Origin of the sequence: Bacteroides sp. (assembly GCA_036351255.1) — a bacterium.
In the GTDB taxonomy this organism is placed as follows: Bacteria; Bacteroidota; Bacteroidia; order Bacteroidales; family UBA7960; genus UBA7960.
The window spans coordinates 14717-29360 of the sequence record JAZBOS010000104.1 but is presented as its reverse complement, the minus strand read 5'-3'; the positions used below and the strand labels follow the sequence as shown (position 1 = coordinate 29360).

Here is a 14644-nt window from a genome sequence, read left to right as displayed (position 1 = left end):
TTGGAATATTTGGGTATATTTGCTCCCAACATAATTCAATTTCAATATGGATATTCAATACCTGGGTGAACATTTGTTTCCAGGCAATATGGGCCGTTTTGCCCTTGTGCTTGCATTCTTTTCCGCACTCATTGCAGCATTTGCATATCTTCAGGCTGCCTCTTCACAACGCAGCGACAGCCGCCAGTGGAGACACTGGGGCAGGATTGTTTTTCGCGTCCATAGTGTCCTCGTATTGGTAGCTTCTTTTTTCCTGTTTTACATCCTCCTGAATCGCTTTTATGAGTATCGTTACGTTTGGGCCCATGTCGAGAACGACCTCGGGTTTGGTTATATGATCTCAAGCTTTTGGGCGGGGCAAGAGGGGAGCTTCCTGTTTTGGACCCTATGTCAGGCCCTGTTTGGGAACCTTTTGATCCGGTATGCCAAAAATTGGGAGAATTCAGTGATGACCTTTTTCTCCCTTGCCCAGGGTTTCATGGTTTCCATGATGTTGGGCTGGCGCTTCGGAAGCATTCAAATCGGTATGGATCCCTTTGCCCTTCTGCGCAGCTTACCTGAGTTTGCCAGCGACCCACTCTTCCAAAACCCCAATTATGTTTCAATGATATTAGATGGCAATGGATTAAATCCCTTGCTGCGTAACTTCTGGATGCTCTCGCACCCCCCTATTCTTTTCATTGGTTTTGCTGCCATCCTCGTACCCTTCGGTTATGCCCTGGCAGGCCTCTGGAAAAAACAATATCACGAATGGATCCGTCCGGCCCTGCCCTGGACCCTGCTGGGGGTACTCTTCCTTGGGGCAGGCTTGCTGCTGGGTGGTGTCTGGGCCTATGAATCCCTTACCTTTGGTGGCTTCTGGGCCTGGGACCCTGTCGAAAATGCTTCATTGGTGCCCTGGCTGGTGTTGGTGGCTGCCCTCCACACCATGCTCATTGCCTCTAAAAGGAAAAACAATCTGTTCCCGACCTTTCTGTTTACCATCCTGGCGCTTATCCTTGTCATCTATTCCACTTTTCTGACACGCAGCGGTGTCCTGTCAGACACCTCTGTGCATTCCTTTGGCAATGATGGTATGGGAAAACAGTTGCTGGTGTATATTTTCACCTTTCTGATTCTGGGCTTGGTATTGCTCATTAAGAACTTCCGCCACCTGCCCTCCAAGGACAGCGATGAGCCTTTTACCCGCGAGTTCTGGTTGTTTATTGGTGCTCTTGTGTTGGTGCTTTCTGCCTTTCAAATTATTTTCACCACCTCCATTCCTGTGCTGAACCGTCTGATTGGAACGAATCTGGCACCCCCCTCCGATGTAGTGGCCCATTACAATGCCTGGCAGTTGCCCTTTGCCATTGTGCTGGCACTCCTTATCGGTGTGACCCATTTCATCAAATGGGGCAAGAATGACCTGAGGAAATTCCTGCGTTCCGTTGTGCTTTCCGCTGCACTGGCCCTAGTATGTACCATCCTTCTTGTGGTGTTTTATGAGATTACCCTGGCAGGTTATGTCCTATATACTTTTTCGGCCTTGTTTGCCCTGTTCTCTGCCCTCGACCTGGTGCTGCGCTTTTACCGGCAATATGTCACCAATGGCGCTGTGATCAGCCATCTGGGCGTAGCCCTGTTCCTGCTTGCCCTGATGCTGACCTTCTCAAAAAAGGAGGTCATCTCTGAGAATACTTCCGGTTATGACCTGGGTGCCGGATTCCCTTCAAGCGAGAACCTGTTGCTGGTGCGCGACGAGATATTGCCTATGGGTGAATTTCACGTGACCTATACTGACAAGACGCAGTCAGGAGACAGGATCGTTTACCAGATCGATTTCCTGAAGAAAAACCGCGAAGGGGAATTTTACCAGGTATTCAGTTCTTACCCCTCTGTCCTGCTCAACGAGCGGATGGGCAATGTGTATGAACCTTATTCGCGCTATAGCCTGACGCGCGATATCTTCACGTATGTGACCTTTGCGGATCTGCCTGTTGAAGGACAACAGCTTGCCGGGCAGAGCCTGCTGCAGGAAGCCGAAGTAGCTATCAACGATACTTTACAGGTACAAAACCACCAATTGGTGCTCTGGGGAGTGGAAGCCCCGGGGGGTGTCCTGGATCCCGATAACATCAGCATCACTGCCAGGATGGAACTGATCACCCTCTTCGGGCAACGCTATGAGGTGAATCCGGTTTTTATGGTCCGTGAAGGAGTCATGCTCCATCAGGATGCCGAAGTTTTTGACCTCGGCCTGAAGTTCCGTTTCAGGGAAGTGAGCGAAAAACCATTGAACATTATCCTTGAGGTATTTGAAGCACGCCCCGATTTTGTCATCATCAAAACAGTCATTTTTCCATTCATCAACCTCTTGTGGTTCAGTATAATTGTCATGCTCCTGGGCTTTTTAATAGCCTTCCGTCACCGCTGGAAAAACCGCGATGCAAAGGAATAGTCTGAAATCAGGCAAAGTGTTCTCCTTCAGGGAAGCGCTTATGCATAAACCAATAAATTGTTTTAACTTTAATGTCTCCAGTGTATTAGCCTGCAGATCTTAAAAACACAAACACTATGACAAATTACAAGCAACTGCTTTCTTCCGTAAAGACCTTCGTGTTTGACGTGGACGGCGTTATGACCAGCGGCACCGTGTTGCTGACCCTCGACAATGAGATGCTGCGCAGTATGCATGTCAAGGACGGTTATGCCCTTCAGCTGGCCATTCGCAAAGGGTACCAGATCATGATCATCTCGGGCGGCAACTGCAAGGCCGTCAGGGCTCGCTTTGCCCTGCTTGGTGTGGAAGATATCTTCCTCGGCGTGAGCAATAAACTGGAAGTGTTTAAAAGATTCCTCAACGAAAAGAAGATAAAGCCAGAACAAATTTTGTATATGGGCGACGACATCCCCGATTACGAGGTCATGCAAATGGTTGGGGTGCCTGCTTGTCCGGCCGATGCTGCTGAAGAGATCAAAGGCATCTCTAAATATATTTCGGCCTTTAAAGGGGGCGAAGGTTGCGTGCGCGATGTCATCGAGCAGGTGATGAAAGTACATGGTACCTGGTTTAACGACGACGGCTTCCACTGGTAAAAAAGGATTTTCTGAGTTATGCAGAAACTTGGCGCTTTTCTTATCCTGGTGCGGTGGTACAACTTGGTTATGGTAGCCCTTACCCAGGTCCTTTTCAGGTATTGTATCATCTTGCCGGTTTTCCGCACTGCAGACCATGCATTACCCCTTTCCAACACTGATTTTTTTCTGCTCGTGCTGGCTACCATGCTCATCAGTGCTGCGGGCTATGCCATCAACGACTATTTTGACCTGAGGGTCGACCGCATCAACAAGCCCAACAAGGTCATCGTGGGGCGCCTGATTACCCGCCGCACCACCATCCTGCTCCATACGCTCCTTAATGTCATGGGAGTTGCGCTGGCTCTTTACCTCTCGTGGAAGATACGTTACTGGCCCCTGGCCTTTATATTCCTTGCGGTGCCAATGGCCCTCTGGTTATACAGCGTTCGTTTCAAACGCAGTTTTCTTACGGGAAATATCACTATTGCCCTGCTCTCGGCAATGGTCATCCCGCTGGTATGGCTGGTCGAATACCGCGCCGCTAGCTTGCAATTAACCATTACCAGCGAGATGATGCAGGTGAATTTCTTCGTCAGGTTTTATTCATTTTTTGCATTCTTGACTTCACTTATTCGCGAGATCGTGAAGGATATGGAAGATTATGTAGGCGATAAAAAAACAGGCTGCCGCTCGCTGGCTGTCGTTTCCGGGCTTGAAACCACCCGTATGGTGGTCATGGCTCTTATGGCTTTTACAATCCTGATGATCGTTGCATATATGGTTTACCTGGGTTATCAGGGCCGTTTTACTATTGTCTCCTATTTTCTGGTTCTTGTGGTAATCCCGTTCTCCCTTGTTTTTTACCACGTAAGCAAAGCCTTGGGGGTCCTTGATTTTGGTAATATTCAGCAAATCCTGAAACTGATCATGCTGGCAGGGGTGTTGTCAATGATCGTTCAATATTTCTTTATCGGGTCTGATGCAATTTTTTGAAAGCCTGAAATCCTTTGATATCATCCTGGCCTCCCAGTCGCCCCGGCGGCGCGATCTGCTGGCCCAAACTGGCATTCCTTTCCGGGTGTTGGTGAAACCCATTTCCGAAGATTTTCCTGTCGGCCTTTGCCCCCAGGACGTGGCCTTGCGATTAAGCCGTGAAAAGGCAGGTGCTTTCGCCGAAGAACTGAAATCGGAGAACATTGTGATTATGGCTGCCGATACCATCGTGGTCGATGATGGCAAGATCATCAACAAGCCTGGTGATCACGAACACGCAGTCCGGATGCTGCGCAGCCTTTCGGGCAAGGACCACCAGGTGATCACGGGGGTATGCATCCGCCACCGGGAAAAAGAAAAATCGTTTTTTGAGACCACCCGCGTCTTTTTCAGGGTGCTGAAAGAGGAAGAAATTCAGTATTACGTAACGACCTACAAACCCTTCGACAAGGCCGGCGCTTACGGCATCCAGGAATGGATCGGCCACGTGGGTATTCACCACATCGAAGGCTCCTACCTCAATGTGGTCGGATTACCCGTTGAAAGGGTGTTTACCGAACTAAAGGCTCTTCTCGGGCACCAATAATTAAATCTGCCAGGTTGACCAAAAAAAAGAAACAGCACAAGTAGAAAAAACTGCTGAAAATAGTCCATTCCAAGGTCAGATCGGGTTCTATTCCATGGAAAATATCGGTGCCCGCTAGAAAAGCAAAAAAAGCACCCGGAATCAATAAGATTGTCAGGAAAACACGTAAGAAACGGATAATCTTTTTCATGGTTTTTATAGGCTAACGTTTTTTTTCGAGGCATTATTTGGCATTTGGATTTTTTTTCAGATTGATAATAGTTTAAACCGGACACGAAGTTTTGAAAAGGATTCTTTCCGTTTTGTTTTTCGGAAAAAATAGGATTGCATAAAGGCCTTCAATGGATTTTTCTGGGATGTGGCAAATACCAGGAAATCCATTAAAAACGCTTTGGTTTGGGCTGATTTAAAGGATTTACCTAAATTACAAACGCTATCAGGATAACACAAACAAGGGCCGCATTGATCGAAGTGATCCAGACATAAAACAGGGGGCCTATTTTGCCAGTCTCTTCTTTTGTCATTTTCTGGTACTTGTCTGCATAGGAAAAAAGGAACAACCTGATCCAGATATAGTTAATCTTTTCCCCTCTTTTTTTTAGGTAATCAACCATCATCATGCTTGAAACGACATAAACGGTGACCCCGATAATGGCAATAACAATAAGCACATTTTCCATGATCCTTGAATTTTGTTCTACTTTTTCTGGAAATCCTTTCAAAAAGATGGTCATTCTTCAGACCCTTGGCAGAGAAATCTTCCGCATGCCATATAGAATCATCCACTCTCTTGATTGCAACATCTGGAAATTAAATCACTGGAAGAAGACAATTAATTACATGCAATTTACTCCATTCTCTGGATAATTCAAAGGCTGATACATCAAATGTTTTGGATCATTGCTTTGGAAAATTTTCATGGGGCCTTCTGAACATGTGGGGGTAGGAAGAGCTGCTTTCTTGTGGATCATAATACATTGATAATGAATAGTTTTTTACCTCAGGGTCATAATTCCCTGATGGGCATGAATGGGGTCCCGATCTAAGCAAAACAGAATTTTTGTTGTAAAAAATTAATGATTTGGTTTAAAAAAACAATATATGATGACACCATCGTCGTACCATCCTCTTGTAATGGTCTTACCTGGGTCATACGGGGCCTTACCTGACACGACCATGGTAGGTCTTTGGTAAGGGTCGGGCAGGGGATAAGGTCAATATATTAAAGAAAATGGGGTCAAGAAAAAAGAAAACCGCCCGGGCAAAAAGACCAGGGCGGTTTAATAGGTTATTCCGGATTTGATTAATTTCTCCGGCTAAAGATCATGATGTAATACAGCAGGGTTCCGAGTGAGGCCAGTGCTGCGACCACATAGGTAAGGGCAGCCCACTTGAGGGCGTCTTTGGCGTTGCTGTATTCTTCACCAACGGCCATCCCCGAGTCGGTGAGCCAGCCTAGTGCACGGCGGGTGGCATCAAATTCGACGGGCAGGGTGATGAAGCTGAAGAGGGTGGTGAGGGCAAACATAATGATACCGGCCAGCAACACGGCGGGAAAGGTCTGGATCAGGAGAATACCCGCGAGCAATACCCACTGCATATACTTCGAGCTGACGCTGATAATGGGCACTAAAGCCGAGCGCATTTGAAGGAAAGCATAAGCCCTGTCGTGTTGTATGGCGTGGCCGCATTCGTGGGCTGCCACGGCGGCGGCTGCTACGCTTCGTCCGCTAAACACTTCAGGACTCAGGTTCACGGTCTTATCGAGGGGGTTATAGTGGTCGGAAAGCCGCCCAGGCGTGGAGATTACCCGCACGCCTTCAACACCGCTTTCGTGAAGCATTTTTTCAGCTACTTCACGGCCCGAAAGGCCGGAGCGCAAACCCACCTTTGAGTATTTTTTGAAACGGGATTGCAAGCGGGCCGACACAAGCCAGCTAAGCAGCATGAACACAAAGAAAAGGATATAAATTCCCGGCATCTTGTTTCAGTTTTAATGAGTTACTTTTGAGGATTTTCTTAATCAAAATTAGTCAAAAAACAGGCCACAGCGTATTTACTGCCATTTTGACCTGCGTTAAAAATCGTTAAACCCTGTGAACTCATCATTTGTTTCAGGGTTACCTTTGAAATAAAAAACCATTCTATGCAATCACAAACTTCAACATCCCGAAAGTTTTTTCGTAAACTTCTTGGGTTCTTTTTGCAGGGCCTGCTTTTGGTGGCCCCTATTTCCATTACGCTTTATGTTATATGGGGAGTGCTTCTCTTTTTTGATGGTTTGATTCCGCTGAAAATACCGGGTCTGGGACTGCTACTGGTGTTGGCTTTTATCACCCTGGCCGGAGCGGTGGGGTCGCTGCTGCTTCGTACCCGGCTTTCGAAGCTGGTAAACAGCTTACTGGACCGGGTGCCATTGATCCGCATTCTTTATTCCTCCCTCCAGGACTTATTGTCAGCCTTTATGGGCAAGAAAAAGAAGTTCACGCGCCCTGTTCTGGTGATGATGAACAAGGAGAACCAGGTGGTGAAGATGGGTTTCCTTACGGAGGAGGACTTGTCGGCTCTTGGGCTGGGAGCCGGGATGGTGGCGGTTTACATGCCGCATTCCTATAACTTCTCGGGCGAATTGTTCCTGGTCCCCGCTGATCAGGTGACTCCGCTAAATGTTCCTTCCACTGAGGCGATGAAGTTCATCGTCTCGGGAGGGGTGACCAGGGTGTAGTTTTCTTTGGGTTTTGCCAGGGATTTTGCCTTGAAAAACCCCCGGTTTTGATTAGCTTTGCCTAAGAAAAATTTATATATGCAGAAACCGATTATTCTTGTTACCAACGACGATGGGGTGATGGCCCCGGGCATCAGGCACCTGGTGCATTTTATGCTGGAACTGGGTGATGTGGTGGTGGTTGCCCCCGACCGTCCACAGAGCGGGATGGGGCATGCGGTGACCCTCGAAAGCCCCCTGCGCCTTGAGAAGATCAGCGTGGATGGCGACCATAAAGAGTACAGTTGTAGCGGCACTCCCGTTGACTGTGTGAAGATCGCGGTCAACAAGGTCTTGCATCGCAAGCCTGACCTGATTGTGTCGGGCATCAACCACGGCTCGAATTCATCCATCAACGTTATATATAGCGGAACGATGTCGGCCACCATTGAAGGGGCCATGGAAGGCATTCCTTCCATTGGCTTTTCCTTGCTCGACTATCGCTTTGACGCCGATTTCAATGCCGCCAAAAAGTATGTACAGGAGATTGCCCGCAACGTGCTGAAAAAAGGCCTGCCATCGGGGATCTGCCTGAATGTGAACATTCCTGCAATACCCGAAGACCAGATTCGTGGTATCAGGGTGTGCCGTCAGGCGAATGCCAACTGGGATGAGGAATTCGACCATCGCCAGGATCCCCGGGGGAGAGATTATTTCTGGCTCACCGGACGCTTTGAGCTTCACGAGAACAGCAACGAAACCGATGAGTGGGCGCTGAAGAACAATTATATTTCGCTTGTGCCTACGCAGTTTGACTTTACCGCGCATCAAATCATTCCGGAAATAAAAACCTGGCAATTCGATGTTTAAAAAAGACGACTGGATCCTGGGAATCCTCATTGGAGTCCTGCTTCCGCTGGTGTTATACGGACTGACGATCCTGATCCTGGGTTTCTGGGGCAGGACAGAGGGCCTGTTGTACCCCCCTAATCCGCAGGTTCCTGGCTTGGTGGGCATTGCCGCCAACCTGCTGGTGTTCAGGTATTATATGGTGAAACTGAAGTATGACCGCACGGGCAGGGGCATTATCCTTGTGACCTTCCTGATTTTCCTGGCTATTTTCTTGTTCATGTAAGCTCAGCAAGCAATTCTTATGAAATACTACCTCATTGCCGGAGAGGCTTCGGGCGATCTGCACGCCAGCAACCTAATGAGGGCGCTGATGGCCCGTGACGGCGATGCCCGATTTCGCATCTGGGGCGGCGATCGTATGGTGGCCCAAGGGGGTGAGCTGGTGAAGCATATCACCGAGCTGGCCTTCATGGGATTTCTGGAGGTGTTGCTGAACCTTCGCACCATTCTGCGTAACATCGCCCTGTGTAAGAAAGACCTGTTGAAGTGGAAACCCGATGTGCTGATCCTGATAGATTATCCTGGCTTCAACCTCAGGATGGCCAAGTTTGCCAGGGAACAGGGCATCCGGGTGGTGTATTATATCTCGCCCCAGATCTGGGCCTGGAAACAGTCGCGCGTAAAACAGATCAGGCGCGATGTGGACCGGATGCTGGTGATCCTGCCCTTTGAAAAGACTTTTTATGAGCGTTTCGGGGTGGAGGTCCACTATGTGGGGCATCCTTTGCTCGATGCCCTGGAAGAATACACAGGCGATGACAGCCTGGGGGATTTCCTTCAGGAAAATCAACTTGCCGAAAGGCCCATTGTGGCATTGCTTCCCGGCAGCCGCAAGCAGGAGCTGTCGGCATCGCTGAAGCTGATGGCTTCTATGGTCAGGCATTTTCCCGCATACCAGTTCGTGGTGGCAGGGGTGAAGGCCCATCCCGAAAGCTATTATCAGGAGCTGACGGCAGGGACCAATATCAGGATTCTTTTTGGCCAGACTTACCGCCTGCTGGCGCATGCCCGTGCTGCCCTGGTCACATCTGGCACTGCTACCCTTGAGACAGCCTTGTTTGGAGTGCCCCAGGCCGTTTGTTATCGTGCCGGCCGAATCTCCTACCTCATTGCCCGCAGGCTGGTAAAGGTGAAGTATATCTCCTTGGTAAACCTGGTAATGGATCGCCCGCTGGTACGCGAAATGATCCAGGATGACTTTAATGCCCGTGACCTGAAGCAGGAACTCAACCGTTTGCTAAATGACCAGGATTATGTCGGGAAAATCCTTTCCGGATACAGCGAACTGAGGCATAAGTTGGGAGATAAAGGCGCCAGCGAAGACGCTGCCTCCCATATTATCGATTTCCTCCAGGCAGGTAATTAAAAATCAGTACAGAATGCTCTTGCGGTATATGTAAAAACGCCTTAATTTTGCGGGGTGAGATGAGCGTGGGAGCACATATCCCCCTGGCCAGACTGATCGTGCCCTTTACCGCCGGAATTCTTGCTTACCTGACGGCATCCTGTGGTTTCCCCTCACAAACATTCTTATATACCTATCTTCTTTTATTCATATCGGGGATACTGGCCCGTAAAGTATTTTCCTCCATTTTTTCTGGACGATGGGTGTTCGGTGCCTGGGCTTTTGTGTTTCTTTTCACGGCAGGCTATCATATTTCACAAAATCATCATCAACTCAGGCGTCCGGATCATTTCAGCCGTTTCGCAGATGCCGGTGGTTTACTTTTGTTAAGGGTTCAGCACCCTGTTGCGGAGAAAGCCAATTCTTTCCAGGTCATTGCCGGAGTTGAGCGGGTGATGGGTGACAGCCTTCAGCAGAACGTTTCGGGAAAACTGATGCTATACCTTGAGAAGGACAGCCTGGCAGCAGGTCTTCGCTATGGAGATTACTTGCTTGTGAAAAATGACTTTAGGGAAGTGCAGGCACCCCGGAACCCGGGTGAATTCAACTTCCAGCAGTTTCTTGCTCACCGAAATATCTTCCATCAGTGCTGGCGGCCTAAGGGAACCTGGCAGAAGACTGGGGAAAGCAAGGGCTTTTTTGTTGTGAAGGGAGCACTGGCTTTGCGGGAGCAAGCCCTGGAAGTCTTCAGGAAGCAAGGCCTGGGTGACAGGGAATTTGCAGTGGTTTCCGCCCTGGTGCTGGGCTACCGGGAATATCTTGACGAAGACCTGCAGCGTGAATTTGCCGGTGCCGGCGCCATGCACGTGCTCTGTGTTTCGGGCCTGCACGTGGGGATCATTTACCTGGTGATGAAATTTTTGCTCGGGTTTCTGCGCAGGTTCAGGCAGGGGAGAAGCATTCAGACAGCGCTCTTGCTTCTTATGCTATGGTTTTATGCAGCTATCACCGGCTTTTCTCCTTCGGTGCTGCGTGCCACCATTATGTTCAGCTTTGTGGCGGTGGGACAGGGCCTTGGACGGACTACCAGCGTGTATAACAACCTGGCGGCATCTGCCTTGCTGCTGATGATTGTTAACCCCTGGATCGTTACACAGGTGGGATTTCAGATGTCCTATCTCGCCGTGTTCAGCATTGTGGCGCTGCAGCCCTTCTTTTACAGGTTGCTCAGTTTTAAGAACTTCTTGCTCGACAAGGCCTGGGCTTTGCTTTGCGTTTCTTTAGCCGCCCAACTTGCCACTGGCCCCCTTAGCCTGTATTACTTTCACCAGTTTCCCAATTATTTCCTGATCACCAACCTGATCGTGGTGCCCCTGGCAGGGCTGATAATTTATGCAGCTCTTGGCGCCCTGGTGTTTTCGGTCATCCCGCTGCTGGGCGCGCTTTCGGGAAAGCTGCTTTTTGGTTTGGTGTTCCTCGTACAGCATGCAGTGCATTTCATTGAGGGCCTGCCGCATTCCACCCTGAATGGGGTGTACATCAACCTGCCCGAAGTGATGGTTTTGCTCCTGCTGTTGTTTTTCCTGGGCTTGTTCCTGGTAGAAGGACGAAGGAAAATGCTTCCCCTGGCCTTGATCACGATTCTGCTTGTAATGACCTCGTTCTCGGTTCGAAGTATCCTTAACCTGAAGCAGCAAAGCCTGGTTGTATATGCCGTGAACCGTGCGGGAGCCATCGATTTCATCGGGGGAAAACTGGCGATTTGTTTAATTTGCGCGGATCAGGAGATCTCATCTGAGCAAATGGTTTATCAGACGGAAGGGAACCGTTTAAGGCTGGGTGTGCGTAATGTTTTACCGGTGCATGTTTCCGGAAAGGAAGCTTCCCTTATTGCAGCTGATCAGTTTTCCTGCAAGGGACCATTCATTCATTTTGGAGAAAAGAATTTATTTGTACTCAATCAGGAATGTCCGAAAGAGTTTCCTGCACCGGGCTTTCCAATCGATTACCTGATCATTAACAATAATCCCCGTCACGATCCCCAAAAGATCCTGGAATGCCTGCTGCCTGGCCTGGTTATCGTGGATGGCTCGAACTATCACTGGATGAACCTGCGCTGGGAAGAGGCATGCAAACTGGCAGGTATAGAATGCTGGAATGTTTGGGATAAAGGGGCTTATCAGGCAGACCTTAGCAGGGGTAATCCTTTTAAAAAGAAAAGAAGGAAGGATTACACTTCATTGTAAGCCTGGGATTAGGGAGACAATGAATGTGACCAGCAAGGGCACCAGTATGGTCAGCACCATGCCATGGAAGAGGGAAACGATGGCGAAGTCTTTACCCGAGGCTCTGGTGATGATGGGCAGGGTGGTGTCCATGCTGGTGGCGCCTCCGGCGGTGATGGGGGCGAGCTTTCCGAACCATATCATAAAGAACGGTGCCATTAGCAGGGTGATGATCTCGCGCATCACATTGGCCAGCAAGGCAGTGACGCCCAGTGCCTCGCTGTGCAGTTCGCCGATGATGATGCTCGACAGGCTGTAATAGCCAAAGCCTGCGCCCACAGCCAGACTCTCGCCCAGCAACAGGTTGGTGGTGAGGATATGGATGACTGTTACGCCTGCAAAGGTTCCAATGATTGTCGCCAGGGGTACCAGGAATAATTTTAAACCGTGCGACTTCAGGGCATCGAGGGCGCGATGGTCGGCGCCGATGCTGATGCCCACCAGGAACATCAGCAGGTAAAGGGCCCAAGTGCTCAGATCCTGCCCATTGAGGCTGGCAGGCAAAAGGCCCAGAACGCCCGCCAATAATCCGGTAGCGAAAAAGGCAAGGATGATCAGGCTGGCCCTCAATCTTTCCTCCTTTCCCTGGCAAAGACCAGTTTCCAGACTACCCAGGCTGCGAGCAGGCTTCCGGCTACTCCGCCCAGGGTGATGATCAGGGCGTTGAGGCCCAGCTTTGGCAGGCTGGCCACGATCACTTCATTGCCCCCAATGGATAAACCAAGGAAGAATAAAAGCAGGAAAATGCTCCAGAGGATAGCTGTTTCTATTCGCGAAATGGCTTTTTGTTTCCCGCGAAGGGAATATCCCACCAGCATTCCAAGGGCCATTAAAAGGAGAATTTCAAGCATAAGAATTTCGGATTGCCCTGCAAAGGAAATAAAAAAAAGCGCTTGGAGCGCTTTTTATTCAGGGACGTTTTATCTTGCTCTTCCCCTCAGCAATATCTTCTGGCCAACTGCGGGTTGTTGCCAGTCCTCCATGTTGTTTCGGCTGAGGAGGTGATCCAACCTGATGCCGTGCAGTTGGGAAATGTCGTACATGGTTTCACCGGGTTGGACGATATGTGTCGCTTTGGCGCCCTGCTTACGTTTGGGTTGCAGGTATAAGATCTGGCCGGGTTTAATTTGCTGACCTTCTTCCAGTTCATTGTAGCGGAGGATTTGCCAGGGACGTATATCCAGTTCTTGGGCGAGGCTTTCGGGCGTGTCGCCGGGGCGGGCTTCCACGTATTTGATGCGGTTGTTGGTTTTAATCACCCGGTAAGTCTCAAAGGTAAGGGGCGCAAAATCTTCAGCAGTCTGGGTGGGTGCCGGGCTTGCAGGGCGGCTTCCAGCCGTGCGGAGATTAGGAACTTCGGGCAATTGGTTAACCATGCTCAAGGCCATTTTATCGTATTGGCTCAGGTCGTTTTCCTCAATTACGCGAATCAGCAGTTGGGCATAGCGGGGGTTGGTGGCATATCCGGCGCGGCGCAGGCCATAAGCCCAGGCTTTATAATCTGTAGGGTCGAGCTCAAAAAGGGAAGCATACCAGGGGCGCGTGCGCAAAAACTGGGAATGGTCGCGGTAGGAGTCGAAGGGGTCCTCGTAGGCGCGGAAGCATTCGTTTTTGCGGTCATCATCCTGATGCATGGTGCGACCGGTCCAGCCGTTGCATTTGATGCCAAAGTGATTGTTGGCTATACGCGCCAACTCGCTGTTGCCAAAGCCCGATTCGAGGATGCCTTGGGCGAGCTTGATGCTGGCAGGAATGCCGTTGCGCCGCATTTCATCGATGGCAATGTCGCGGTAGGTGGCGATGTATTCGTCACGGGTCATGCTTCGCTGACCTTCAGCATGGGCTCCAAACAACAGGCAAAACAATATGGAAAACACGAAAAGCTTTTGAAACAGGGCTTTTGTCGGATATCGCATTGAACGGCAGATTAGTGTTTAGTAATGATACGGCATTTCATTAATCAACGTTTCATTGAAAATAATATTTTTTTTGTGGCTAAAGGCTCCTTTGCTTTCATTAGCTTTGTGTTTTTAAGGCCGTCAGGCATCTGATCAAAGCACTTGGCAAGCAATGGAAATTTTCAGGACATATTTTCCGGATCTGGAATCCGTTCAATATGATCAATTTAGGGCTTTATTGCCCTTGTATAAGTCGTGGAATGACCGGATCAATGTGATCTCGCGCAAGGATATGGAACATTTCTGGATGCATCATGTCCTGCATTCACTTGGAATCGCTAAAGTGATCCGTTTCAAGGAGGGAACCAAAGTGCTTGATGTGGGGACTGGGGGAGGTTTTCCCGGGATACCACTGGCAATTCTGTTTCCACAGTCTGAGTTTTTGCTTGTGGATAGCATTGGAAAGAAGATCAGGGTTGTGAATGAAGTGGCCAATGCCTTGGAACTTAAAAACGTGAGAGCTCTTCAGACAAGGGCCGAGACACTTAGCGAGAAGGTCGATTTTGTGGTGAGTCGTGCCGTTACAGCCTTGCCTGTTTTTTTGGATTGGGTGAAACAGTTGATCCGTCCGGGCAAGGAACAGAGTCTTTCCAATGGGATACTCTACCTGAAAGGGGGCGATTTTGAGGAAGAATTGAAACAGCTAGCCTGGCCTTCACAGGTGTTTGCCTTGAGCCAATGGTTTGACGAACCCTTCTTTGAAACCAAGAAAGTCGTTCATATTGGAAGGCCCTAATGGAAAAAAAGTTTCGGGAAAGGAAAAATTTTAATATATTTGGAGGTTCAGAATAATTGCAGTAACTT

Annotated in this window: 16 protein-coding genes; 10 read left to right on the top strand and 6 right to left on the bottom strand. The window is 49.3% G+C overall.

The window, feature by feature from the left end; all coding sequences use genetic code 11:
* The first annotated feature begins 46 nt into the window (after positions 1 to 46).
* From ccsA to V2I46_10295, 4 genes are all read left to right on the top strand, one after another.
* The gene (gene ccsA / locus V2I46_10310) at positions 47 to 2437 is read left to right on the top strand and encodes a cytochrome c biogenesis protein CcsA (protein MEE4177891.1); all 2391 of its coding nucleotides are present in this window, start codon (positions 47 to 49) and stop codon (positions 2435 to 2437) included.
* 116 nt (positions 2438 to 2553) lie between these two features.
* Positions 2554 to 3075, top strand: a complete 522-nt coding sequence (locus V2I46_10305) for an HAD-IIIA family hydrolase (protein ID MEE4177890.1) — start codon at positions 2554 to 2556, stop codon at positions 3073 to 3075.
* 18 nt (positions 3076 to 3093) lie between these two features.
* A complete protein-coding gene (locus V2I46_10300; protein MEE4177889.1) occupies positions 3094 to 4050 on the top strand; it encodes a geranylgeranylglycerol-phosphate geranylgeranyltransferase in 957 nt (318 codons plus the stop codon).
* Positions 4037 to 4636 carry a Maf family nucleotide pyrophosphatase gene (locus V2I46_10295; GenBank protein ID MEE4177888.1) on the top strand — a complete coding sequence of 200 codons (600 nt, stop codon included), beginning with the start codon at positions 4037 to 4039 and terminating at the stop codon, positions 4634 to 4636. The genes V2I46_10300 and V2I46_10295 overlap by 14 nt, the downstream gene beginning before the upstream one ends.
* Here V2I46_10295 and V2I46_10290 read toward each other — a convergent pair.
* From V2I46_10290 to V2I46_10280, 3 genes are all read right to left on the bottom strand, one after another.
* A complete protein-coding gene (locus V2I46_10290) occupies positions 4602 to 4826 on the bottom strand; it encodes a hypothetical protein (GenBank protein MEE4177887.1) in 225 nt (74 codons plus the stop codon). The genes V2I46_10295 and V2I46_10290 overlap by 35 nt on opposite strands.
* 229 nt (positions 4827 to 5055) lie before the next feature.
* Positions 5056 to 5316 carry a hypothetical protein gene (locus tag V2I46_10285; GenBank protein MEE4177886.1) on the bottom strand — a complete coding sequence of 87 codons (261 nt, stop codon included), beginning with the start codon at positions 5314 to 5316 and terminating at the stop codon, positions 5056 to 5058.
* A 623-nt stretch (positions 5317 to 5939) separates the two neighbouring features.
* Positions 5940 to 6617 carry a zinc metallopeptidase gene (locus V2I46_10280; GenBank protein ID MEE4177885.1) on the bottom strand — a complete coding sequence of 226 codons (678 nt, stop codon included), beginning with the start codon at positions 6615 to 6617 and terminating at the stop codon, positions 5940 to 5942.
* A 165-nt stretch (positions 6618 to 6782) separates the two neighbouring features.
* Between V2I46_10280 and V2I46_10275 the strand changes: the two genes are divergently transcribed.
* The 5 genes from V2I46_10275 (at position 6783) to V2I46_10255 (ending at position 11843) form a co-directional block, all read left to right on the top strand.
* Positions 6783 to 7361 (top strand): DUF502 domain-containing protein, encoded by a 579-nt coding sequence (locus V2I46_10275; GenBank protein ID MEE4177884.1) that lies wholly within the window; start codon positions 6783 to 6785, stop codon positions 7359 to 7361.
* Positions 7362 to 7439: 78 nt separating this feature from the next.
* Complete coding sequence (surE, locus tag V2I46_10270) at positions 7440 to 8210, top strand: 5'/3'-nucleotidase SurE (GenBank protein MEE4177883.1); 771 nt, start codon at positions 7440 to 7442, stop codon at positions 8208 to 8210.
* A complete protein-coding gene (locus V2I46_10265; GenBank protein MEE4177882.1) occupies positions 8203 to 8475 on the top strand; it encodes a hypothetical protein in 273 nt (90 codons plus the stop codon). Before surE ends, V2I46_10265 begins: the two co-directional genes overlap by 8 nt.
* 18 nt (positions 8476 to 8493) lie before the next feature.
* Positions 8494 to 9618, top strand: a complete 1125-nt coding sequence (lpxB, locus tag V2I46_10260; GenBank protein ID MEE4177881.1) for a lipid-A-disaccharide synthase — start codon at positions 8494 to 8496, stop codon at positions 9616 to 9618.
* 47 nt (positions 9619 to 9665) lie between these two features.
* Positions 9666 to 11843 carry a ComEC/Rec2 family competence protein gene (locus tag V2I46_10255; protein ID MEE4177880.1) on the top strand — a complete coding sequence of 726 codons (2178 nt, stop codon included), beginning with the start codon at positions 9666 to 9668 and terminating at the stop codon, positions 11841 to 11843.
* On the opposite strand, the gene V2I46_10250 is transcribed toward V2I46_10255, so the two are convergent.
* From V2I46_10250 to V2I46_10240, 3 genes are all read right to left on the bottom strand, one after another.
* Positions 11835 to 12452, bottom strand: coding sequence for a lysine exporter LysO family protein (locus V2I46_10250; protein MEE4177879.1), 618 nt, complete (start codon positions 12450 to 12452; stop codon positions 11835 to 11837). The genes V2I46_10255 and V2I46_10250 overlap by 9 nt on opposite strands.
* Complete coding sequence (locus V2I46_10245; GenBank protein MEE4177878.1) at positions 12449 to 12733, bottom strand: LysO family transporter; 285 nt, start codon at positions 12731 to 12733, stop codon at positions 12449 to 12451. The genes V2I46_10250 and V2I46_10245 overlap by 4 nt, the downstream gene beginning before the upstream one ends.
* A 69-nt stretch (positions 12734 to 12802) precedes the next feature.
* Positions 12803 to 13798, bottom strand: coding sequence for a glucosaminidase domain-containing protein (locus tag V2I46_10240; protein MEE4177877.1), 996 nt, complete (start codon positions 13796 to 13798; stop codon positions 12803 to 12805).
* A gap of 154 nt (positions 13799 to 13952) precedes the next feature.
* Between V2I46_10240 and rsmG the strand changes: the two genes are divergently transcribed.
* Positions 13953 to 14576 carry a 16S rRNA (guanine(527)-N(7))-methyltransferase RsmG gene (gene rsmG, locus V2I46_10235; protein MEE4177876.1) on the top strand — a complete coding sequence of 208 codons (624 nt, stop codon included), beginning with the start codon at positions 13953 to 13955 and terminating at the stop codon, positions 14574 to 14576.
* Positions 14577 to 14644: the final 68 nt, after the last annotated feature.